The organism is Pseudomonas sp. LBUM1679, from assembly GCF_059695565.1.
The window spans coordinates 1,473,442-1,497,089 of record NZ_CP166774.1 but is presented as its reverse complement, the minus strand read 5'-3'; the positions used below and the strand labels follow the sequence as shown (position 1 = coordinate 1,497,089).

Annotated in this window: 20 protein-coding genes; 5 read left to right on the top strand and 15 right to left on the bottom strand. The window is 58.6% G+C overall.

The features are described from left to right. Positions 1 to 2 precede the first annotated feature (2 nt). The 3 genes from ngg (at position 3) to ACA062_RS06890 (ending at position 3,542) form a co-directional block, all read left to right on the top strand. Positions 3 to 1,751, top strand: a complete 1,749-nt coding sequence (gene ngg, locus ACA062_RS06900; protein WP_497455743.1) for an N-acetylglutaminylglutamine synthetase — start codon at positions 3 to 5, stop codon at positions 1,749 to 1,751. Positions 1,752 to 1,914: 163 nt separating this feature from the next. Beyond that, entirely contained in the window at positions 1,915 to 3,105 is a 1,191-nt protein-coding gene (locus ACA062_RS06895) for an osmoprotectant NAGGN system M42 family peptidase (RefSeq protein ID WP_497455742.1), read from the top strand. A 209-nt stretch (positions 3,106 to 3,314) separates the two neighbouring features. Beyond that, complete coding sequence (locus ACA062_RS06890; protein ID WP_003199186.1) at positions 3,315 to 3,542, top strand: YheU family protein; 228 nt, start codon at positions 3,315 to 3,317, stop codon at positions 3,540 to 3,542. Between the two features lie 5 nt (positions 3,543 to 3,547). Here ACA062_RS06890 and csrA read toward each other — a convergent pair whose 3' ends face one another. The 3 genes from csrA to ACA062_RS06875 form a co-directional block, all read right to left on the bottom strand. Beyond that, entirely contained in the window at positions 3,548 to 3,736 is a 189-nt protein-coding gene (gene csrA, locus ACA062_RS06885) for a carbon storage regulator CsrA (protein ID WP_497455741.1), read from the bottom strand. 154 nt (positions 3,737 to 3,890) lie between these two features. Then, positions 3,891 to 4,223 carry a YnfA family protein gene (locus ACA062_RS06880; RefSeq protein WP_497455740.1) on the bottom strand — a complete coding sequence of 111 codons (333 nt, stop codon included), beginning with the start codon at positions 4,221 to 4,223 and terminating at the stop codon, positions 3,891 to 3,893. A 64-nt stretch (positions 4,224 to 4,287) separates the two neighbouring features. After that, the gene (locus tag ACA062_RS06875; protein WP_497455739.1) at positions 4,288 to 5,103 is read right to left on the bottom strand and encodes an SDR family oxidoreductase; all 816 of its coding nucleotides are present in this window, start codon (positions 5,101 to 5,103) and stop codon (positions 4,288 to 4,290) included. Between the two features lie 282 nt (positions 5,104 to 5,385). On the opposite strand from ACA062_RS06875, the gene ACA062_RS06870 reads away from it, so the two are divergent. Next, positions 5,386 to 5,544, top strand: coding sequence for a DUF3309 family protein (locus ACA062_RS06870; RefSeq protein ID WP_178084746.1), 159 nt, complete (start codon positions 5,386 to 5,388; stop codon positions 5,542 to 5,544). 121 nt (positions 5,545 to 5,665) lie between these two features. On the opposite strand, the gene ACA062_RS06865 is transcribed toward ACA062_RS06870, so the two are convergent. The 12 genes from ACA062_RS06865 to ACA062_RS06810 all read right to left on the bottom strand — a co-directional run bounded on the left by ACA062_RS06865 (position 5,666) and on the right by ACA062_RS06810 (position 21,386). Continuing rightward, a complete protein-coding gene (locus ACA062_RS06865; protein WP_497455738.1) occupies positions 5,666 to 7,030 on the bottom strand; it encodes a DUF1552 domain-containing protein in 1,365 nt (454 codons plus the stop codon). Between the two features lie 2 nt (positions 7,031 to 7,032). Continuing rightward, positions 7,033 to 11,175 carry a DUF1592 domain-containing protein gene (locus tag ACA062_RS06860; protein ID WP_497455737.1) on the bottom strand — a complete coding sequence of 1,381 codons (4,143 nt, stop codon included), beginning with the start codon at positions 11,173 to 11,175 and terminating at the stop codon, positions 7,033 to 7,035. 471 nt (positions 11,176 to 11,646) lie between these two features. Then, positions 11,647 to 13,740, bottom strand: a complete 2,094-nt coding sequence (locus ACA062_RS06855; RefSeq protein ID WP_497455736.1) for an LTA synthase family protein — start codon at positions 13,738 to 13,740, stop codon at positions 11,647 to 11,649. 426 nt (positions 13,741 to 14,166) lie between these two features. Then, positions 14,167 to 14,772 carry an START domain-containing protein gene (locus ACA062_RS06850; RefSeq protein WP_497455735.1) on the bottom strand — a complete coding sequence of 202 codons (606 nt, stop codon included), beginning with the start codon at positions 14,770 to 14,772 and terminating at the stop codon, positions 14,167 to 14,169. 41 nt (positions 14,773 to 14,813) lie between these two features. Continuing rightward, entirely contained in the window at positions 14,814 to 15,068 is a 255-nt protein-coding gene (locus ACA062_RS06845) for a YkgJ family cysteine cluster protein (RefSeq protein WP_497455734.1), read from the bottom strand. A gap of 164 nt (positions 15,069 to 15,232) precedes the next feature. Further along, positions 15,233 to 15,706, bottom strand: coding sequence for a translation initiation factor 2 (locus ACA062_RS06840; protein ID WP_497455733.1), 474 nt, complete (start codon positions 15,704 to 15,706; stop codon positions 15,233 to 15,235). A gap of 78 nt (positions 15,707 to 15,784) precedes the next feature. After that, on the bottom strand, positions 15,785 to 17,224 hold the full coding sequence (locus tag ACA062_RS06835) for an aminotransferase-like domain-containing protein (RefSeq protein ID WP_497455732.1): 1,440 nt from the start codon (positions 17,222 to 17,224) through the stop codon (positions 15,785 to 15,787). Positions 17,225 to 17,434: 210 nt separating this feature from the next. Further along, positions 17,435 to 18,247, bottom strand: coding sequence for an OmpA family protein (locus ACA062_RS06830; protein ID WP_497455731.1), 813 nt, complete (start codon positions 18,245 to 18,247; stop codon positions 17,435 to 17,437). Next, positions 18,244 to 18,600 carry a DUF4398 domain-containing protein gene (locus ACA062_RS06825; RefSeq protein ID WP_497455730.1) on the bottom strand — a complete coding sequence of 119 codons (357 nt, stop codon included), beginning with the start codon at positions 18,598 to 18,600 and terminating at the stop codon, positions 18,244 to 18,246. Before ACA062_RS06825 ends, ACA062_RS06830 begins: the two co-directional genes overlap by 4 nt. A 9-nt stretch (positions 18,601 to 18,609) precedes the next feature. After that, a complete protein-coding gene (locus ACA062_RS06820) occupies positions 18,610 to 19,434 on the bottom strand; it encodes a substrate-binding periplasmic protein (RefSeq protein ID WP_497455729.1) in 825 nt (274 codons plus the stop codon). 272 nt (positions 19,435 to 19,706) lie between these two features. Further along, entirely contained in the window at positions 19,707 to 20,636 is a 930-nt protein-coding gene (locus ACA062_RS06815; RefSeq protein WP_497455728.1) for an electron transfer flavoprotein subunit alpha/FixB family protein, read from the bottom strand. After that, positions 20,637 to 21,386, bottom strand: a complete 750-nt coding sequence (locus ACA062_RS06810) for an electron transfer flavoprotein subunit beta/FixA family protein (RefSeq protein WP_007945693.1) — start codon at positions 21,384 to 21,386, stop codon at positions 20,637 to 20,639. Between the two features lie 547 nt (positions 21,387 to 21,933). On the opposite strand from ACA062_RS06810, the gene ACA062_RS06805 reads away from it, so the two are divergent. Further along, positions 21,934 to 23,598 (top strand): electron transfer flavoprotein-ubiquinone oxidoreductase, encoded by a 1,665-nt coding sequence (locus ACA062_RS06805; RefSeq protein WP_497455727.1) that lies wholly within the window; start codon positions 21,934 to 21,936, stop codon positions 23,596 to 23,598. Positions 23,599 to 23,648: the final 50 nt, after the last annotated feature.

Below are 23,648 nucleotides of genomic sequence, written 5' to 3'. Positions count from 1 at the left end.
CGATGAAACCCCATGCCTCGGCTTATAGCCAACGCCTGTTGCGCGGTCAGGCGCCCTCCTACGAACGCTTGCAGGCGCGCCTGGCCGAAGACGGCAGTGAATTGGGCGCGGCGCCGATCGCGGTGCATTGCGGTTGGGGCCGGTTGTTGATCGGCCACACCTTTGCCGACCCGGCGAGCCTCGCCCAGGAGTTGCTCAATGAGCAGCCGGGCGAACGCGACATCGCGCTCTACGTTGCCGCGCCCCAGCAAGTGCTGGGACTGGAGCCGGCACAACTGTTTCTCGACCCGTCCGACACCTTGCGTCTGTGGTTCAGCGATTACCGGCAGTCCACCCGGGTGTTTCGCGGTTTTCGCATCCGCCGGGCCCAGAGCGATGCGGACTGGTCGGCAATCAATCAGCTGTATCAGCTGCGCGGCATGCTGCCGATCGACCCGAGTCTGCTGACCCCGCGTCACCAGGGCGGCCCGGTATTCTGGCTGGCTGAGGATGAGGACAGCGGCGCGATCATCGGCAGCGTCATGGGCCTCGATCATCACAAGGCGTTCAACGACCCGGAAAACGGCAGCAGCCTCTGGTGCCTGGCCGTCGATCCGCAATGTCCGCGACCGGGCGTCGGTGAAGTACTGGTGCGCCACTTGATCGAACACTTCATGAGCCGCGGCTTGAGTTACCTGGACCTGTCTGTGCTGCACGACAACCGCCAGGCGAAAAGCCTTTACGCCAAGCTGGGTTTTCGCAACCTGTCGACCTTCGCCATCAAGCGCAAGAACAGCATCAATCAGCCGCTGTTCCTCGGTCCGGGTCCCGAAGCCGAGTTCAATCCGTATGCGCGGATCATCGTCGAGGAAGCGCACCGGCGCGGCATCGACGTGCAGGTCGATGATGCCGAGGCCGGCCTGTTCACCTTGATCCATGGCAGTCGTCGGGTACGTTGCCGTGAATCCTTGAGCGATCTGACCAGTGCCATCAGCATGACCTTGTGTCAGGACAAGAGCCTGACCCACCAGGCGCTGAAAAAGGCCGGCCTGAATCTGCCGGCGCAACAGCTCGCGGGTAACGCGGACGACAATCTGGCGTTTCTCGATGAGCATGAGCGGGTGGTGGTCAAACCCCTGGACGGCGAGCAGGGTCAAGGGGTCGCGGTGGATTTGCAGAGCATCGAAGACGTCCAGCAAGCCATCGAGTCAGCCCGCCAGTTCGACAGCCGGGTGCTGCTGGAAAGTTTCCACGAAGGTCTCGACCTGCGGATCGTGGTGATCGGTTTCGAAGTGGTCGCCGCCGCTATCCGCCGACCGGCCGAAGTGGTGGGTGACGGTCAGCATTCCATCGGTGCGCTGATCGAAGCCCAGAGTCGACGGCGTCAGGCGGCCACCAGCGGCGAAAGCAAAATCCCGCTGGATCATGAGACCGAGCGCACCCTGCAGGCAGCAGGCTACGACTACGAGAGCATTCTGCCGGCCGGCGAGCATCTGTTCGTACGGCGCACGGCGAACCTGCATACCGGCGGCATTCTTGAGGATGTCACGGCGATCCTGCATCCGACCCTGGTCGATGCGGCGGTGCGTGCGGCGCGGGCGCTGGATATTCCGATGGTCGGACTCGACCTGATGGTGCCCGCCGCCGATCAGCCGGAGTATGTGTTTATCGAAGCCAACGAGCGCGCCGGCCTGGCCAACCATGAACCGCAGCCGACGGCGGAGCGGTTTGTGGATTTGTTATTTCCGCATAGTCAGCCGGCGGCCTCTTAGTTATGTAGCGCCTGTCAGGGCCCCTTCGCTGGCAAGCCAGCTCCTACAGGTTGACCGCATTCCCCTGTAGGAGCGGGCTTGCCCGCGATGGCGTCGGTTCAGGCAACCAAAATTCTTTCCCTTCATCGAAACCATCGATGTTCGTTACTCATCAGGAGTTTCCATGACCAACAAAATCCCCGAACCGGACCTCAACTACCTGCAAAAAGTCCTGCTGGAAATGCTCGCCATTCCCAGCCCGACCGGGTTCACCGACACCATCGTGCGCTACGTCGCCGAACGCCTTGAAGAACTTGGCATTCCCTTTGAAATGACCCGTCGCGGGACCATCCGTGCCACCCTCAAGGGTAGGAAGAACAGTCCGGACCGGGCGGTATCCGCGCACCTGGACACCATCGGCGCGGCGGTTCGCGCGATCAAGGACAACGGCCGCCTGACCCTGGCCCCGGTCGGTTGCTGGTCCAGCCGTTTTGCCGAAGGCAGCCGGGTCAGCCTGTTTACCGATAACGGTGTGATCCGCGGCAGCGTGTTGCCGCTGATGGCTTCCGGGCACGCCTTCAATACCGCCGTGGATGAAATGCCGATCAGCTGGGATCACATCGAATTGCGTCTGGACGCTTATTGCGCGACCCGTGCCGATTGCGACTCCCTGGGAATCAGCGTCGGTGATTTCGTCGCCTTCGACCCGTTGCCGGAGTTCACTGAAAGTGGCCACATCAGCGCCCGTCACCTCGACGACAAGGCCGGTGTTGCTGCACTGCTGGCAGCGCTGAAAGCCATCGTCGACAGCGGCGAAGAGCTGATGATCGACTGTCATCCGCTGTTCACCATCACCGAGGAAACCGGCAGCGGCGCGGCGGCAGCGTTACCCTGGGATGTCAGCGAATTCGTCGGCATCGACATCGCGCCGGTCGCGCCGGGCCAGCATTCCAGCGAACACGCCGTGAGCGTGGCGATGCAGGATTCCGGCGGGCCTTATGACTATCACCTGTCGCGCCACTTGCTGCGGCTGGCCAGTGACAATGAATTGCCGGTGCGCCGCGACCTGTTCCGTTATTACTTCAGCGATGCGCACTCGGCAGTGACCGCCGGCCATGACATTCGCACCGCCCTGCTCGCCTTTGGTTGCGACGCCACCCACGGCTACGAACGCACCCACATCGACAGCCTCGCCGCGCTCAGTCGTTTGCTGGGCGCCTATATCCTCAGCCCGCCGGTATTCGCCAGCGATGCCCAGCCTGCGAAAGGGTCGCTGGACAGGTTCAGTCATCAGATCGAACATGACACGCAAATGGAAAGCGATACCCGGGTGCCGTCGGTGGATAGCCTGGTGGGGCAGCGGTCGGAGAGCTGACCCCTGGTTTTTCATCGCCTGGTTTGACGCCTTCGCGGGCAAGCCACGCTCCCACAGGTTTTGTGTCGATCCGGGATATTGTGATTGACGCGAAACCTGTGGGAGCGGGCTTGCCCGCGATGGCGGTAGATCAGGCAACAGATGAGCCGCAGGCTAGCTGCAATCGATCATTCGCCGTAGCATCGCGCCATTGTTTAGCCGAGGTGCCCATGCTGATACCCCATGACCAACTTGAAGTCGACACCCTGACCCGCCTGATCGAGGATTTCGTGACCCGTGACGGCACCGACAACGGTGATGACACGCCGCTCGAAACCCGCGTACTGCGTGTTCGCCAGGCCTTGACCAAGGGTCAGGCGCTGATTGTCTTCGACCCGGAAAGCGAGCAATGCCAGTTGATGCTCAAGCACGACGTGCCCAAGCATCTGTTTGACTGAAACCTTCAGCGCGCTTTGTCTTTTTTCGGCAGATTGCGCTGGATGCGTTCATAGATCTCGGACCGGTGCACGGTGACGTTTCGTGGCGCTTCAATGCCGAAGCGCACCGTGCCGCCGTTGATGGCCACAATGCGCACGGAAATGTCATCACCGATAGAGATCAATTCGCCCACAACGCGACTGAGTACAAGCATGGTATTCGTCCTTCAGGATTAGTTGGCCCTGAAGATGCCCGGCCCATGGCGGGTGTTCAATGCGACAGCGGCAAATCAGTCCTTCCCTACAGCGCAAGAAGTAAGCCGGCGTAGGAAAGAACTGACAAATCACCGGCGCTGTAGGACCGGTCTGTCAGGATGCGTAAAAGCGCGGCCCGAACAGGATGACACTCGCACCGACCACGCACAGCGCGACGCCGACCCAGTCCGAGCCCAACGGACGAATCCGCTCGACCACCGCCAGCCAGCCAATCGACGCAATGATGTAGATACCCCCGTAAGCGGCATAGGCGCGACCGGCATAGGTCGCTTCGATACGGGTCAGCAGCAGCGCAAACACTGTCAGGCTGAGCAACGCCGGCACTACCCACCAGGCACTCTTGCCCTGACGTAGCCACATCCAGAAGGCGAAGCAGCCAGCGATTTCAAACAGCGCGGCGAGGAAAAACCACAGGTAATTAAGCATGCAGACGTCTCGTGAGGATGGCCGGTTGCGGCCACCCTAGCGACGGTGATGCCCCGGGGCAAGTTCAGCCTGCGGTTTGCCTGGCCTTGGCGCGCATCTTGTCGGCCATGATGGTCATTTCGTCGTAGAGCAGTTGAGGGTTCTTCTGCTTGAGCGCCCAGGCCAGACGGCCCTGTTCATGGGGCAGAATCATGAATTCGCCGGCGCCGACCTGTTGATAGATGTAGTCGGCAATGTCGGCAGCGCTGATCGGCGAGCTTTCCAGCAATTTACCGACCTGGGCCTTCATGGCCGGCGTCGGGCCGCGGAAGGAGTCGAGCAGGTTGGTCTGGAAGAATGACGGGCAGACCACATGCACGCCGACTTCCTGCTGCGCCAGTTCGATCAGCAGGCTTTCGGACAAGGCCACCACGCCCGCCTTGGCGACGTTGTAGTTGCTCATGGCCGGGCCTTGCATCAGTGCGGCCATCGACGCAATGTTGATGATCTTGCCTTGGCTTTTTTCCAGCAGCGGCAGGAAGGCCTTGCAGCCCTTGACCACCCCCATCAGGTTGATTGCGATCTGCCAGTCCCAGTCCTCCAGGGACAGCTCGTTGAAGAACCCGCCGGAAGCAACGCCGGCGTTGTTGACGATGACATCGATGCCCCCCAGTTTCTCTTCGCAGGCTTGGGCGAAGGCGGTGAGCTGGCTGTAGTCACGCACATCACAACGCTGGATGAAGCCCTCGCCGCCGGCTTCGCGAACCTGTTTCAGGGTTTCTTGCAGACCGGGCTCGCTGACATCCGACAAGGCCAGTTGCCAGCCTTCACGCGCCCAGCGCAGCGCGATTTCGCGACCCAGGCCTGAGCCCGCGCCAGTGATCATCATGCGATTTTGCATAGCAAACAGCCTTGTTGTTCCGGGGAAGATGTGTCGAGTGTAGCGAAGGACATTGCCCGACCCACGCTCCATCAGATTGCTGAATGGCGTAAACAAAGCGCGCCCATTCAGAAACAACGACGTTAACTACAACAAAGGAAATAAGCCTTTCTTCGAAAAGCATTAAAAAAACATGGAATTTTCTTTCATGAGTAGCAGTCGGATTTTGTAAGCAGCCTGGTTTTATAGGATCACGGCGGACCATTAAACGCCAGGTAGTTCCAGAACACTTCCAACAAGGAAATAAACATGGGCACAATTCTGATCATTATCCTGATCCTCCTGCTGGTAGGTGGCTTACCGGTCTTCCCACACTCCAGAAGTTGGGGGTATGGCCCGTCGGGTATCATCGGCGTGGTGTTGGTAGTGCTGTTGATCCTGCTGTTGCTGGGCAAGATATAAAGGCTTTACCAGGCAAATAACCTGCAAAAAACCAATGCCAGTCAGTCATGCTGACTGGCATTGTTGTTATGAGCGCTGCTTAGAAACGACTGCACGCACGCCCACAGTGGCAAAGCGCCCCTCATACGTTGCTGAAAATCCCCTTGACCGGCTCGATATTACCTCCGTAAGGCACACTCGTTCCGACTGCTCTGGCAATCGTGGCCCATATCCGTTGCATGTCGACGAAGCTCTTGCCAATCACCGGATTCCCTGAATGGTGCTGACGATCTGCCTGCTGCGTGATATTGAAATACCGTCCTGCACCTTCTCCGCTTTTGAGCAATCCGCTCGCCCCCCCCATCAGCACCATGGGCATATCGACCATGTGTTCAGGGGCTCCATCGGCCATTTCGCTGGTAAGGACGACGAGGGTATGTTGAAGCAGATTGTCGCCGGGTACGTGCGGATCCTGATACCGAGCCAATTCGTCCATAAGCAACTTGACCTGCCGAACGTACCATTGGCGCGTTCCCTTCCAGAATGCTTCCCCTGAGCGACGATGAGCACACTCGTGGGGGTTACTGTCGGGACTGACATCAATGATATTGAGCGACTCCGCCGAGCGCCCGATCTGTATCGTGGCCACACGGGTAATCCCACAACTCAAGGCGGTTGCCACCACTTGATGATGATCGGCCTGAATGCGGTTGCGGTGCAGTGCGGACTGATAATCCAGAGGCTGCAGTTCCACCGGCTTGCACTCACCCACGGGGGGCCGTGCGTCCTCAAGATCCTTGATAACCTGCTCCACCGAGTCAAGATGGGTATCAAGCTTTTGTCGCTCGGCGCCTGATAGCTTGCCTTTGATTTCCTGAATATCCACCAGGGCCGTCTCCAGCAAACTACCAGCACCAGGTTGCAGGGGGCTTGACCTTTGAGCGGGTGCCTTGAACAACGATTCAGCCATCAGCCTGGGGTCGCGATAGGGCGTGCGAATCGCAGCGCCCTGAAACGATACAAACCAGGGCGTCCCGTCGATCCCGGCATGGGGACCGGAAAAAAGGCTGCGGTGCGACGGTTCAGCGCCCGGAATCGCTTGCCCCAGCACGATGTCGATTGACGATTGAGTCTTTGCATTGTCACGCAATACCCAGTTCCAGCCGTCATGGCCCACATTTCCCGGCCCCAGAATGATTCCGCGCAAGTACAACGATTGGCTGCGGTAGGCGGCCAATTCCGAGCTGACTTCGTTCAAAGTAAATGCCGTGGTATCCATTTGCGACGCAGTGGGGTGCCACAATCCACGCCCGTCACCAAAACCACCACCGGTGTAGGAGTCCACCGCAAGGCCGTCGGGGACTACAACAAACACTACCTTTAGCCGGGCTTCCTGAGCTTGCCCCGCCAATGCCATGCGCGCCAATCCGAATTGGGTCAGGGGACCATAGACACCCGCCGCAGCCAGGCCCGCCAGAAAACGCCGACGACTTTTCAAAATGCCCATGATCAATTCCTTTCGGTCTTGTAGATGAATGCTTTGGAAGTACCCAGGTTTTGCAGCATCTCTGCCAGGGAGCCTGAGGCGTTCAAACCATCGGCAATCGCCTTCACGGTCCCCGAGGTCGATACATCCGATTTGTTGCCAAACACAAATCGGAAGTAGCTGTCGGCCATGCAAAATTGTGACGCTGGATTGCGTGGAACAATTTTTGCGATATCCCGGACGTCATTGATTTGCTCGGTTCCGGTCGTACTGATAAACGGACCGGAAGCCTTGATCGGCAACATCTGCGGGTACTGGCCAAAGTTGTAGGCTTTTTCCTCGGTTCGGAAGCGACCGGCTGCGTCGTAATGTTCCATCGATGACCCGGTGTCATTCATGTATTGATGGCATTGCCAGCACCGCCCCCCTGAAGCCTGCTCGCCGTTTACCAGGTCCCAGTGTTCACGGGTGGTCACCGCACGAGGCGGATAAACAGGGTCCGTAGGGTCGGCTTCCAGGGGTGCACCAAACTCGCGGCAGAACATTTGCTCGCGAATCATGATTCCACGCTTGACCAATGAGGTGCTCACGTAATCCGATGTGGCGGCCTGGGTCAGCCCCAGATGCAACAAGCCTCCCCGTGTTTCATCTACCGCTACCTTTTGCATCGTGCTGCCCGTGACCCCTTTGATTGCGTAGTGCGTGGCCAGGTCCTGGTTCAGATAGGTATAACCGGGGTTGAACAACTGACTCAGCGTTCCTCCACTCAGGAGCAGGTTTTTGCTCAGCAGATACTGCTCTTGAGCCATGAGTTCAACCATATCCTTACTCAACCCCGGCTTTTCCTGGACACCGCGGACCGTCTTGACGTAGTAGCTGACGAAACGGTTGAATTGCTCGATACCGCGATCCGTTTTCATCATTCGCTCAATCTCGGCCGAGATCTGTTGTGAGGTCTGCAGTTCGTTGCGCTGCGCCTTGGCCAACAGTTCAACATCCGGAGTAGTCCCCAGGAATCCGAAAGAGAGCGCAGTGGCTACCTCGAACGGTGTCAACTGATACACCTTGCCTTCAGGCGTTGTCTGCACCCCCAACTCCGAGCGATAGAGAAAATGCGGCGATAGCAAAAGAGCGGCGATCAAAGCAGGCGCCCCCTGCTCATCGAACAGTTTCTGATAACGCAAACGCTCGGCGTCGGACACAGGTCGACGGAACAACTGATAGCCCAACGAGGTAACCAGGTCAGTTCCTGCGCGGGAGGTTGCCAGCGCACTCAAGCGTGCCGACGGAACGCTGTCTGCCACCGACAATGCCATGTCGTAAAACAGTTTGACGTCTTCTGCCTGCAGAACGCCCTTGTCCGCCTCCCCGGGGTACTTGAAGTCTTTTTCCGATTTGTCAGCTGGCAATTTTTCGGCGTTGATCTCTACACCCAGGATGTCCCTGACGCTGGCGGCATACTCACTTGGCGTCAACAATCGCATTTGGCGTGCGCCATGGGATTCGGCCTGATCCAGATAGGGTTTCCAGACGACGTTTATCAAGTGCTTGCTGACTTCGGTCGCACAGGTGGTGTCACAGTGCCCTGACACCGCCATGGTCTCGATGAATTTGACCAGCGCATCCTGGCCCGCCACGTTCCAGGCCAAGGCCATGCGCAAACTGTCGAAGCGCTCGACCGCGTGGCATTTAGTACAGGATTCAGCCAAGACCTTCTCGCCCAGCTTTTCGACATGTTGATAGGCCATGGATGGTAGCTGCCGGTCCTCACTGGCCTCATCAATCACTACCGATTCCAGTTCCGGCTGCGGTTTTTCCTTCGAGTAAAACGGGTAGATAACCTTGTAACTGCCATAGTCGAGGGTTTGTGTCGTACTTGCACCCCATGGAACTTCAATGACTCGTGGCTCAGCATTGATTTGAGACTCGCTGACCAGGCTGATGCGCCATTGAGCATCGGTGACAGAAGCAGGTTTGGCCGGCGCCTGAATCTTGACCTTGACCTCAAGCTTGATCGGCCGCTCCCGGTAACTCAGGATGATGGTCTGACTCTTGGTAGTTTCCGAGAGGGTGATGAGTGAATTACGTACCTGAGGAATCCAGTTTTTTACGTCGTTGAGCCGCAACTGATACTGACCATACTTAAGCCCATCGAGAATTATTCTTGCCGCATTGTCTGCGTAGTGCCATGACACTTGCACCAGCCGGCTATTGCCGTCGGGGTCAATCAGGTAACCGCTGATCATCTCGTTTTCCAGGCCGTTTGGCGGCAACATCGGGCGCAATTCCAACCGGGTCGGCGGCAACCCGGTTGCGTCATAGCGCACGCGATAAATGACCCCGGCAACGTCGTCGCTGATCAACAGACTGCCATCTGCCAGTTCAAGAAACTCGACGGGACGTCCGATGCACGAGTTATCCAGGCAATAGACATCGAATCGATCCGGGTCTTGCACAAACCCATTGATCAACGGGATCTGGTTGACGACTTGCGTACCGCCCTGAATGGTCAGCATTTGTATATCCATGCCGGGGCGCGCGGTGGAGCCCGCACCATGCACTGCGACAAGCAAACGCTGGGTACCCGGCGCCGCGCCGGGGTAGCCAGACCAGAACTTGACGCCCAGCGGCGCAGTGTTGGTTCCCGAGGCAAAAGCCGCTGACACGTAATCAGCTGGATTGATCTGCTCAAGCGACTTGTCGGACACAATGGCACCAGGCACCAGCGGTGGCTGGATCACGCCTGGATTCAGATACTCCTCTTCGGTGAATCCGGGCGTGTCTTTACCAAATCGATAAGGCACGCCGAAATGCGACCCGGGCTTGCTGATCCAGTTGACTTCGTCCGGGTTGGGGTAGCCTTGGCGATTGTTGTCACTGAACCATATCTTGCCGTCCTGGGGATTCCAGTCGAAACCCACAGAGTTACGCACCCCCGTGGCCAGAATCTCGGACTCTCCTGTTTCCAGGGAATAACGCAAGACCGTCCCATAACGCTTGTCGGGAGGAATCATGCACAGGTTGCAGGGAATGCCTACTGCCGTATAAATCCACTTGTCTGACGGATCGAGCGGATTGAAACGCAAGGGGTGTTTCATGTGCCAGACGCGAGTGCTCGACCCCGACGCCTGCGAAGGCAAGGGAAACAGCTTGTCGTCCGCTGGAAAGTTGAAAACCAGCTCGGGTTCTGGATCCTGGTAGTTTGCGTCGGCATTACGCAAGCGATACAGACCACCCGTGGTCGAGTAATACAGATCACCGTCGCGATACGCCACGCCGTGAGGCTCCTCCAGGCCACTGGCAACCACATGGATACCTGTCGGTTTACCTGTGTCATCCAGAGGCAGTGCGTAGATCATGTCGCCGATTTTTCCGTCATAGACGTATGAAGGAATAGCGCTGGAGCCGACATATAATACGTTCTTGCCCATCGCCATCTGCCGGGGCTGAATAAGCCCCTGGGCAAACAGCTCGATTTTTATCCCGGGTAAACCGCTGAGCTTGCTCACTTCCACCGGCGGCCGATATTTGACCGCCACGGCTTGCTCCTCCCCCTGCGCCTCCTTGAACGAGATAATACGTGGGGTGTTCAGCGGGCTGTACCCATCAGCGGTATTCATCACCAGTTGATAGTCACAAGCTTTCAGATTATCGAGGTGGAACGTTTCGTTGGCCTTCGCGCTGATCGCAATCTCTTCGGCCTTGCAACGCAGGACTCCGGTGACCATCTGGTCGGCGCGAGCGACACCGGGCACGGCCGGCTTCAAGGGCGCTTTGCCGCTGAGCGTGGAGAAATCCAACGTCAGGCGATTGCCCTCGAATCCACCGCATTCGCCGAGTTCCTTCCATGCATCTTTCCAAGGCCCATTGGAAAGAAATGGCTCATAGATCGGTAGCTGGCACCACTGCCAACTGCCGACGCCAAGCGGTGCCTCGTCATCTTTCCAGCATTCGAATAGCCGGTCGACATGCTGAACCTGCTCCCCCTGCTTATAAAGCTTACCCTTTTCATAGGCGGGCGCCGTACATGACCGAGGTAAGGGAGATGACTCTGATGTTCTGGTGAAAACCACCAAAGCGATGATCGCGCCCAGCGCCACCAGACATGCGAGCCACAGCAAACGAAGCGCACCGACAGACTTATCCATGAAGAAAGCCTCACTCATCAGCCAAGCCATTCAACCTTTCGGACACGTCTGCTGATTCAGTGTCCTGCGGTGAACCACCTGAACCGAAGCGGCAGGCAACAAAGAGCCAAAGCCGACCCCGGTGTTTCGATTGGAATGCCTTCCAATACGGTTCCACTGCATGACCACGACATGGCATGAAGCCATAGAGACAGGAACAGAGGGGCATTCATCCTTGAAATACAGTCCGTTTTCAATCGTTGGACCCAGTACCACAAGCGCCTTCATGAAATCCTCAAACCATTAGGCTGTCTACTGTCAGAGTTGACAGGTACCACCCTTGAGCTTCTCGCTGATCCAGTATTTTAGAGCGGGGCGCAGCCTGTACGAGGGGCAAAAAAAATCCGATGTCAGTACAGACACCGGATCTTTTTTACGATGGAAGGTCAAGCAGGAAACCTGGACCATCGGCACTAGCCCAATAGGGTCCCTGCTTTATTGCCTGAACACTTAGTCAGGCTTGCCGTCAATTACACCCGCAGTGTTGTCGATCAGGCTCTTGGTGGCGGTTTGCAGGAACGCTTCGAGCTTGAGTTTCAGCTCTGCCGTTCGCGGCGCATCCGCAATGACCTCGGCGCGCGGCGTAGCGCCGAATTCATACCGGTACATCTTCGGCGCCATGTCCTTATCCTTCGGCAGGACCAGAATCTGGTCGGCCGTGATGATGGCCGTGGTCTGTTCGCTGCCCGACGGCTTGATCACACCGAAACCGGTATCGCCTTCGGGAAGGTTGAGCAGGTCGCGTCCCCAGCACTGGTGGCGCACTTCGCCACCGATCCGGCCCATGATGGTCGGCACGATGTCGATCTGGGTGCCCACGGTGTGGTCACGCTGGCCGAACTTTTCCTGGATACCGGGTGCGATGAATAGCATCGGCACGTTGAAGCGGCCCAGGTCCATTTCGGTGATCTGGCGCTCGTTGCCAAACCCGTGGTCGCCCACGACGACAAACAGGGTCTCCTTGAAGTACGGCTCCTTGCGGGCCTTTTCAAAGAACTGGCCCAGCGCCCAGTCCGAGTAGCGCATGGCGGTCAAATGCTCGTTCAGGCTACCGCGATCGGTGACGCGCTCGACCGGCAAAGGGGTCGGCAAGGCGTATGGCGTGTGGTTGGACAAGGTTTGCAGCAGTGCATAGAACGGCTTGCCATTTTCCCGCGCCTTGAGCTCGACCAGACCACGGTCGAACATGTCCTGGTCGGACACGCCCCAGGTCGGATCGGAGAACACCGGATTGACGAAGTCGTTACGACCAATGAAGTTGGTCATGCCCTGGTTACTGAAGAAACCCGACTGGTTATCCCAGGCGAAGTCACCGTTGTAGACGTACACGTCGTCGTAGTCACGGGCGCTGAGCAATTGCGGCAAGCCGGACAGCTTGTGGCTGCCCTCAGGCGTTTGCATCAGGTATTCGAAGCCCGGCAGGTTCGGGAAGCAGGCCATGGTGGCGAACATACCCTGGTGGGTATGGGTGCCGTTGGAGAAGAAGCGGTCGAACAGCAGGCCTTCCTTCGACAGCTTGTCGAGGTATGGCGTGATATTGCCTGGGGCACCCAACGCGCCAACCGAGTGACCCGCCATGCTTTCCATCAGGATCACTACGACGTTCTTGATCGGCAGGGTCTTGTCGGCGGGCGGCGTGTAATCGCGACGCACGGCGGCGGTCTCGGCATCCACCAGTTTTTCGTCCGGCATCACTAGCATGTCACGCACGATTTGCTGAGCTTGCGCCTGTGGCAGCGTGGCTTTCCAGATGTTGTCGCGGTCTTCGGACATCCGGCTCTTGGCCGCGGCGATCAGCGACAATGTACCGTTGAGGCCCAGCTGGTTGGCGAAATTGGAGTCGGTGGTGTAGACGTCACCCCAACGCATCGGCGGGCCCTGACGCAGGGTGCCACGGGCTGCGACGACGCAGACCAGCAGGCAGACCACGAACACCGCGATGCGCGAATACCACGGGGCGATCTGGCGCGTGGAGACGCTGCCGCCGCTGAAGGGACCGCGGGGACGGGTGGCGCGGTCGGCGCCCTTGAACGCCAGGGTCAGGATCACGGTGCCCACGACCCAGGCCAGCAGGTAGCGAACCACGGGGAAACCGTACCAGAGCATGCTGGTCACGGTTTTCGGGTCTTCCTTGATGTACTGGAAGACCAGGCCGTTGAGGCGCTGGTGGAACTCGCGGTAGAAGTCCATCTCCATCAGGCCGAGGAACAAGGCAATGCTCGAGACGACAGTCAGCCAGAGACGGAAGAACCCGCGGGCGGCCATGGCCCGGGCGCTGAACAGTGCCAGCACCAGCGGAACGCTGAAGTAGACCACCAGTCGCAGGTCGAAACGCAGACCGTTGGTGAACGCTTCGAAAAAGGTCGAGGCCGGTGTGTCGAGCATCATCTCGCGGTTGTAGACCAGCAGCGCGACGCGCAGCAGGGTGAACATGACCATCATGACCAGGGCACACAGCAGCGTGTAGGCCAGATGCGATTTGACGGTCGGTTGCAGCAGGCGACTAGAAGCTCGCTGCTGACTCAGGGCGTCCGGGTTTGCCATGTCGTTTTAGGACCCATTGGAAGTTGAAGTTGCAAAAATACAGCGGCGCCTTGCCCTCTGTTGGCCAGGTTCTCGGCCCCGGGGCTTGCGCGGAGCGCAAATGTTGCACGATCGTCCGCGGCATTGCCATTGATTACTGCCCGGTATGCGCGGCGCGAGCGAATTGTCTTGGAGGCTTTGTGAAAATTTCGTGCAACGTATATCTGGAAACAAAATAAACACCCTGCCCCCTGTAGGAGCTGGCTTGCCAGCGAATGCGATGGGTCAGTCGCCTATTTATCGCTGAACGGACGCCTTCGCTGTAGGAGCTGGCTTGCCAGCGAATGCGGTGGGACAGTCGACATATATATCGTCTGATCGGACGCCTTCGCTGGCAAGCCAGCTCCTACAGCGATGGCGATGTCAGGGATCAAAAGAGCGGAGCAATCACTTCTCGGCGCGTTCCTTCAAGGCCTTCAGGGTATTGAACGGCGCATCGACCACAAACTTGTTGGCCACCATCGAAGGGATGCTGCCGCCCGGCTCTGTGTGCACCTGATAAGTCACTTCGATCTGGTCGCCCTTGGGCACGAACTTCCAGAAACCGTCGACCTTGGTGACCCGAACAAAGCCTTTTTCTTCGGGCAGGTACTTCGGTACGCCTTCGAGCTTGCGGGTCAGGCTGCCATCGGCGCCCTCGACGGTGGTGACATGCAGCACCGAGTCACGCGCGGTGACCGGCCAAGGCGTATTGAACTGGGTGTAGGTCCAGCTCTGATCGCCTTCGTGCTTGAGCAACTTCTGGGTCTTGCATTCGTGAATCCAGGCGCAAGCGCCTGGCACGTCTTCCTGCAACGCGCGCAGTTTGGCCAGGGTGGTCTTCATCAGGGTGACACCCTGGTAGGCCTTGTAGTCGGAGCCTGGCACTTCACTCAGGGAGACCTTGATACCGTCTTCGTTCTTGGCGACTTTCCAGTCTTCGGCCTGGGCGACCGAAGTGCCCAGAACAGCCGTCAAACCACAGAGCACAGCCATACGATGCAGCGAACCCATAATCTTATTCCTTATTGTTGAAGTTCCGTTCGTTGAACCCATCACGCCGCCGTCATTTGCTCCCACCAACCCAGCAATGTGATCGCTTCCTCACTGCTGCTTCCGCAGACTTCGACATCGGCTGCAAATGCTGAACACACGGCAGGACGTTCCGGATCACCGAAAATACTGCACAGGTTTTCTGTAGAAAGTTGTACGCAACGTTCTCCGGCGGCCTTGCCATTGGGCATGCCGGGAATCGGTGAACTGATGGAAGGGGCAATGCAACAGGCGCCACAGCCTTCACGGCATTTCATGACGACGAGCTCCTCGCGACGGGCGATGGGTTGAAGACGAGACACAGGGTAACCTTTAAAACAGTCGTTTTAAATTGCCTGGACCCAGGTTTTTTCGCTCAAACGAACGTGACTGACCAGTCTCCGACAAAGTGTCTGGACAACAGGTCACAGATGGACGGCAATTACCGCTTGAACTCGAATTCCAGCGCAGCGCCTTCGACTTCCCGACGCTCTTCGTTACGCAGTTGCAACTGCATTTCGTTACTGATCAGCCTTCCGTTGAGCTGGAACGGCGTGCTGCCGGCCTTGTCACCGAACATTTGCGGCAATACCGGATCGCGCCGTGGCAAGGGTACCGAACCGATCGGTTTAAATTCCTCGGCCATGTCCTCGGGCAGGCTCAAATCCAGATGGGCCGAAGGAAGTTTGGTCTTCACCACTTCACTGGCCTGTTTGGACTTGGAAGCAATTGGCGCGCGTTTTTTTACCTTGGCCGCTGTCTTTTTGACCGGTGCGGCTTTCCTGGCCGGTGCCGGTTGTTTCGAGGTGGCGTTGGCTGCCGGTTTTTCCTGGACGGGAGCTGCCATGAGGCCTTCTGCCTGAAAGGTCATCAGCAGGCATATCGATAGCCATACAGCGGGGACAATCGCTTTCATGGACCCAACGACGCAAACGGCAAGAGCCATATGCTCGCCTGTTGCACGCAACAAGACAAGCACGGCCTGCCCGGTCGGTCAAAAACCGCCGGCCGTTTCCTGACAGAGCTGGGTGGCAAGCATGCCCAGGGTCATCAATGCACGCTCGGCTTCCCGGTTCCAGGGGATGCCGCAGTTCAGCCGAATGCAGTGATTGAACTGTTCGGTGTTACTGAAGATCAGCCCCGGCGCGATGCTGATGCCCTGCTGCAGTGCGCGCACATGCAGTTCCTGAGTGTTGACCCTTCCCGGCAGACTGACCCACAGAATGAAGCCGCCGGTCGGCCGGGTCATCTGCGTGCCTTCCGGAAAATGCTGTTGCACCGCCAGCTGGAACGCGCTGAGGTTCTTGCGGTACTCCTGGCGGATGTAACGCAAATGCCGGTCGTAACCACCGTTTTCCAGATACGCTGCAATGCCCATCTGCGTGACGCTGCAGGCCGAATGGGTACTGAAGGTCTGCAAGCGCTGGATTTCCTGTTGGTACTTGCCGGCAATCATCCAGCCAATCCGCACGCCCGGCGACAGGGTCTTGGAGAAGCTCGAGCAATAGATCACCCGATCCAGCCGGTCGTAGGCCTTGAGCGATTTGGTGCGGCCCTGCTCGAACATCAGTTCGCCGTAGATATCGTCTTCGACAACCTGGATATCGAAATCCGAGGCCAGGCGCAGCAGTTGCTTCTGTCGCTCTTCGGGCATGGTGCCGCCCAGCGGATTGCTCAGACGAGTGGTCAGCACCAGCGCCTTGATCGACCACTGGTTGGCCGCCAGTTGCAGGGCTTCAAGGCTCATGCCGGTCGCCGGATCGCTGGGAATTTCGATGACCTTGAGGCCCAGCAGGTCAGCCAGCTGCAGCAAACCGTAGTAGGTCGGCGACTCGGCGGCGATCAAGTCGCCCGGCCGGGTCAGGACACGCAGGGACATCTGCAAGGCATCGACGCAGCCGTGGGTGATGACCACTTCCGAGGGATCGACCACCACGCCGGCATCGCGCATGCGAATCGCCACTTGGCGTCGCAAGGGTTCGAAACCGGGGCTGAACATGTAGCTGAAGGCCCGCGGACTATGGAAACGGGTGACTTTGGCCAATTGCTGATGCAGCGCCCTGACCGGTAGATAATCGACACTCGGTACTGCCGCGCCCAAGGGGAACACCCCCTCGCGGCGGGATTCGACCAGCACTTGCTGAATGATGCTACTGCGGGTGACCAGGCCGGGACGCTCGACCCTGGCGATGTCCGGCGTCGGCGCGGTCAGCGCGGGGGTCTGGTGCACGTAGTAGCCCGATTGCGGCCGGGCACGAATCAGCCCCTGATCCTCGAGATTGGCGTAGGCCTGCAACACCGTCGCATGGCTGACGTTGAGCTGCGAGCTCATCTTGCGTACCGAAGGCACGCGCTCCCCCGGTTGATAGACACCCCGGCGGATGTCTTCGGCCAGTTGTTGAGCAATACGTTGGTAAAGCAAGAGATTGGTCATGACGCAGCACTCGATTTCACGGGCATTTTATTCTTGTGTGAAACAATACCGGAACAGTTTAGAAGTGTACGGGGACAGTTGCCACAATAGTCGACAGTACAGTGCAGTGTCAGCAAAATCTGTACTGCTTTGTATGGCAGTTGGCAGGCGTAAAAAAACCCGGCGCTGCCAGGCAGGCCGGGTTGTAGGAGCAGGTGTAGGGATTGCTGATTAGCGAGCAGCGCCGAGCTGGCCTTTTTCATCGGAGAACACAATTTCCACCCGACGGTTCTGCGCGCGCCCCCGTTCCGAGGCATTGACGTCCACCGGGTATTCATCGCCGTAGCCTTCGACCTGGATGCGTTTGTCGTCGATGCCCAGGTCCATCAGCACGTTCGCCACCGATTGCGCACGGTCGCGGGACAGTTTGAGGTTTTCCTGCTTGCCGCCGGTACTGTCGGCGTAGCCTTCGATGCGCACGACGCGCTTGGGGTTGAGCTGCAGAAACTGCACGATCTTCAACACCACGCGGTTGGCCGAACTTTTCAACTCCGCTTCGCCGGTATCGAACAGCACATCGCCCAGCGTCATCACCAGGCCACGGTCGGTCTGGGTGGTGGCCAGCGCGAGAATCTGTTCTTCAAGCCATTTGCCCTGCTGTTGCACGCTGAGCAATTTGGATTCGCGCAGGGCCAGTTGCAGGCGCTGACGCTCCAGTTCGAGCTTCGCCGCGCGCTCTTCGTTGAGCACCTGGTTGGCGTGTTCACGGGCGATTTCGCTGTAGCGCTGGCTCAGATAAGCGTAATGCTGCACGTCGGATCCGCTGCCCCAGTAGCTGGACAGACGATCGGCGCGGGCCAGGGATTCACCGGCGCGAATCACATCCTTGGGCGCGATCCGCAGCACGTTGGCGTCTTCCTTGACCTTCTGGAAATCAACGCCGGCCTGCTGCAGCGCGGCCTCGCTGTGCTGGCCAGCACAGCCATGGAGGCTGGCGCAGCCTGCCAGGAGCAAACCGCCGATTACTTTGCGCTTGAGGCTCATTGGGCATCTCCCAGCTGCTTGCGCAAGCGGGTGATGCGGGTATTGAGCACGTTCAACTGTTCTTCACTCTTGCGGGTCAGGACCCGGGCTTCGGCCAGACGCGCGTCCAGCTCGGCCTGTTCGGCCCGCATGCGCGCATGTTTATAGGACTGATCGGCCATGTCACCCTGGGCACGGCTGAATTTTTCTTCGGCCAGTTTCAACTCCGGCACGTCGTCGGCGGTGGCACCCACAGCTTTTGCTTGTACAAGCGCCTGTTCGGTCAGGCGTATTTGTTCATTCGGCGCCGGATCGGCTGCACAACCCGCCAGAGCCAGAACGGCCAGGGCAGCGGAAAGAGGTCGAATACTCACTAAAAATCCCTACTGTTTTGGGGTACTGGCGGGTCGTTGCTGCTGCAGCTTCCAGCGCTCGACATTGCGCTGCAATGCGGCTTCCGTCAGTCCGGACGCGGCCAATTCTGTCATCTTTTTAGCCAGCTGTCCGCGTAACCACGGATCGTTGCAGGCGGAGTTATGGGAGACCGCGAGGAATAGACCGGGTTTGTCGACCGGCCGGGGTCGCGCGACCAGGTCGTTGGCCATGCTGAGTGCCTGTACGGCGGCCATGCCCGAGTAGCGGCCGGCGAGGACAAACTCGACCTCGCCCAACAGCAACTTCTGAAAGCCCTGGGTCAGGCTGGGCGTGCGCGTGAGGGTCAATTGCTGCTCGGCGAAGGTGCCGAATGCCGGGGTCAAACGAGCCTTTTGCGATAAAGCACCGGGATGACCGTGCAGGTCCTGTGCTTCGTTGTAGACCAGGGCCGAGTCTTTTCGGGTCCAGACCAGGTAATCATTTTCCAGCAACGGCGGATGAATGTAATCCAGGGATTCCAGTCCACTGACGGTCAACGGCGCATCGGCCAGCATGTCCATGCGCCCGCTGCGCACCTCGTCGAGGGCCTGGGCGCGTTTGCCGGCGTACAGCAGTTCGACCTTGATCCCCAACTCCCCCGCCACCTGCTGCAACAGATCGGCACTGGCGCCGATCAGGTGTTTGGGGTGCTGCGGGTCTTGCCACAGGTACGGCGGCGCATCCGGACTGCCGGTGACTATCAGGCGTTCACACTTGCCCGCGGCAACAGACAGCACCGGAAACATCGTCAGCCCCATCAGCATTGACCAGCCACATACGCGGCGCAGATCCATGGCAATACACTCCCCTAAAACCGGTTATATCCCCTGTAGGAACTGTGCAGGAGCTGTGTAGGAGCTGTCGAGTGAAACGAGGCTGCGATCTTTTCAGGTCCACTTGAGTCCCAAGCGAAAGATCAAAAGATCGCAGCCTCGTTTCACTCGACAGCTCCTACCAGCTCCTACCAGCGCGTACCAACGCGTACCAACGCGTACCAGCGCGTACAGGAAAAGCAAAAAAAAAGCCCGACCAAAAGGTCGGGCTCTTTATAAGTGAAGCCGCTGGATTAGACCAGCTTCTCCAGCTCAGGGATCGCTTCGAACAGATCCGCCACCAGGCCATAATCGGCCACCTGGAAGATCGGCGCTTCTTCGTCCTTGTTGATCGCAACGATCACTTTGGAGTCTTTCATGCCGGCCAGGTGCTGGATCGCGCCGGAAATACCGACCGCGATGTACAGCTGTGGAGCAACGATCTTGCCGGTCTGACCGACCTGCATGTCGTTGGGTACGAAACCTGCGTCGACCGCGGCACGGGAAGCACCGACGGCAGCGCCCAGCTTGTCGGCCAGGGCGTACAGGTGTTTGAAGTTGTCGCCATTCTGCATGCCGCGCCCGCCGGAAACGACGATCTTGGCAGCGGTCAGTTCCGGACGATCGGACTTGGCCAGCTCTTCGCCGACGAAGCTGGAAATGCCAGCGTCGTGAGCAGCAGCAACGGCTTCAACCGATGCCGAACCACCTTCAGCAGCCACCGGGTCGAAACCGGTAGCACGCACGGTGATGACTTTCACCGAAGCGTTAGACTGAACGGTAGCGATGGCGTTACCCGCGTAGATCGGGCGCTTGAAGGTATCGGCGCTTTCTACCGAGATGATCTCGGAGATCTGGTCGACGTCCAGCTGGGCAGCAACGCGCGGCAGGATGTTTTTGCCGTTGGAAGTGGCGGCAGCCAGGATGTGGCTGTAACCCTTGCCCAGCTCTGCTACCAAAGGCGCTACGTTTTCCGGCAACTGGTGAGCGTAGGCGGCGTTGTCGGCCACCAGCACTTTAGCCACGCCAGCGATTTTCGCAGCGGCTTCAGCCACGGCGCCAGCGCCCTGACCGGCAACCAGAACGTGGATATCACCGCCGATTTTGACGGCAGCAGCCACAGTGTTCAGTGTGGCCGGGGCCACTACTTTGTTGTCGTGTTCAGCAATAACCAAGATAGTCATTTAGATTACCTTCGCTTCGTTTTTCAGTTTCTCGACCAGTTCAGCCACCGACTTGACCTTGATGCCTGCGCTGCGTGCAGCCGGCGCTTCGACTTTAACGGTCTTGTTGGTGGAGGCGGTGGAAACGCCCAAAGCGTCCGGAGTCAGCACTTCGAGAGGCTTCTTCTTGGCTTTCATGATGTTTGGCAGGGACGCGTAGCGCGGCTCGTTCAAACGCAGGTCGGTGGTGACGATGGCCGGCAGTTTCAGGGAAACCGTCTGTGCGCCGCCGTCGACTTCGCGAGTCACGGCAACGCTGTCGCCGCTGATTTCGACTTTGGACGCGAACGTGCCCTGACCGTAGCCGCTCAGTGCAGCGAGCATCTGGCCAGTCTGGTTGTTGTCGCTGTCGATGGCTTGTTTGCCAAGGATCACCAGCTGAGGCTGTTCCTTGTCGACAACAGCCTTGAGCAGCTTGGCAACGGCCAGGGAGGTCAGATCTTCAGCGGATTCGACGAGGATGGCGCGGTCGGCACCCAGAGCCAGCGCGGTGCGCAGTTGCTCTTGAGCGGTGGACGGGCCAACGGAGACGACGACGATTTCAGTCGCAACACCTTTTTCTTTCAGGCGTACGGCTTCTTCCACTGCAATTTCGCAGAACGGGTTCATCGACATCTTGACGTTGGCGAGGTCGACGCCGGAATTGTCCGCCTTGACGCGAACTTTCACGTTGTAATCCACAACGCGTTTGACAGCTACAAGAACCTTCATGGATTCCTCGTTACTCTCCGGTGAAAAGAAAGTCGCCTAGGCGAACCTGGCGGTTTGATGCTCATCGGCGCAAGGGCACCTCTAAAAACGCTGGCAGGTGTATCGGGTGAACCTTGCTCACGAGGTTTATGACCGTTCGTCATGGTGACCGACGAGTCATTCGTTAGCGCAGCGTGTAAACTGCGCCCCTGGGGTCGCAACGCATCACCTTCTACTGCCACCGCCCTGTCTTTAGAGGTGCTCTTGAAACCAACAGTCAGCCTACGGCGAGCGCAAAACCGCCCGTATATTGACCGGAACACCTATTCCGGTCAATACGCCAAATGGGCCATTCATAAGCCGCGTGACTGTGATTTCTCTGGCTTTGCGCCGATTCAAACAAACGTTTGTATTGGACGCTGAGAGTGGTGTAGATATAATGCGCCACCTTAGAGAGAAAGGTGGTTTTATCGATTGTCCTTTTCCTGCATTGAGCAGGCATTCATGGATGCGACACCCAACCTCCAATTAGAAAAAAAACTGTTGAGCCTTGAGTAGGAGATAACCTGTGGAACGCGAATACATGGAATTCGACGTGGTCATCGTCGGTGCCGGCCCCGCGGGTCTTTCCGCCGCGTGCCGCTTGAAGCAGAAGGCCGCCGAAGCCGGTAAGGAAATCAGCGTCTGCGTGGTCGAAAAAGGCTCCGAAGTCGGTGCACACATTCTCTCCGGCGCGATCTTTGAACCCCGCGCCCTGAACGAACTGTTCCCGGACTGGAAAGCACTGGGTGCGCCGCTGAACACGCCGGTGGCCCGCGATGACATCTTCGTGCTCAAGAACGCCGACAGCGCGCAGAAAATCCCTGACTTCTTTGTGCCCAAGACCATGCACAACGAAGGCAACTACATCATCTCCCTGGGCAACCTGTGCCGCTGGCTGGCCCAGCAGGCGGAAAACCTGGGCGTGGAAATCTACCCGGGCTTCGCCGCCCAGGAAGCGCTGTTCGACGAGAACGGCGTGGTGCGCGGGATCATCACCGGCGATCTGGGCGTCGACCGCGAAGGTCAGCCGAAAGAAGGCCTGTACACCCCGGGCATGGAACTGCGTGGCAAATACACGCTGTTCGCCGAAGGTTGCCGTGGCCACATCGGCAAGCAACTGATCAAGCGCTTCAACCTCGACAGCGAGGCCGACGCCCAGCACTACGGCATCGGCCTGAAAGAAATCTGGGAAGTCGACCCAGCCAAGCATCAGCCAGGCCTGGTGGTCCACACCGCCGGCTGGCCGCTGGACATCATGGGCACCGAGAACACCGGCGGCTCCTTCCTCTATCACCTGGAAAACAACCAGGTGGTGGTGGGTCTGATCGTCGACCTGTCCTACAGCAACACCTTCCTGTCGCCCTTCGACGAGTTCCAGCGCCTCAAGCATCACCCGGTGCTCAAGCAGTACCTGGAAGGCGGCAAGCGCATCAGCTATGGCGCGCGCGCCATCAGCAAAGGCGGCCTGAACTCGCTGCCGAAAATGGTGTTCAAGGGCGGTGCGCTGATCGGTTGCGACCTCGGGACCCTGAACTTCGCCAAGATCAAGGGCAGCCACACCGCCATGAAGTCGGGCATGCTCGCCGCCGAATCCGTGGCCGAGGCGCTGTTTGCTGAAAAAGACGGCACCGAAGAGCTGACCACCTACGTCGACGCGTTCAAGAAGAGCTGGCTCTACGACGAACTGTTCGCCAGTCGCAACTTCGGCCCGGCGATCCACAAGTTCGGCGCCATCGTCGGCGGTGGTTTCAACTGGCTCGACCAGAACATCTTCGGCGGCAAACTGCCGTTCACCCTGCACGACACCAAGCCGGATTACGCGTGCCTGAAACTGGCGGCCGACTGCAAGAAGATCGACTACCCGAAACCGGACGGCAAGCTCAGCTTCGACAAATTGAGTTCGGTGTTCATCTCCGGTACCAACCATGAAGAAGAACAGCCGTGCCACCTGAAGCTGACCGATCCGAGCATCCCGATCGCCAAGAACCTGCCGCTGTACGATGAACCTGCCCAGCGTTACTGCCCGGCCGGTGTGTACGAAGTGGTGACCAAAGAAGACGGCGAGAAGCGCTTCCAGATCAACGCCCAGAACTGCGTTCACTGCAAGACCTGCGACATCAAGGACCCTGCACAGAACATCACCTGGGTGGCGCCGGAAGGCTCTGGCGGCCCGACTTATCCGAACATGTAAGTCGCAGCGCTGAACATCAAGGCTCCCGGAATGGGGGCCTTTTTGTTGCC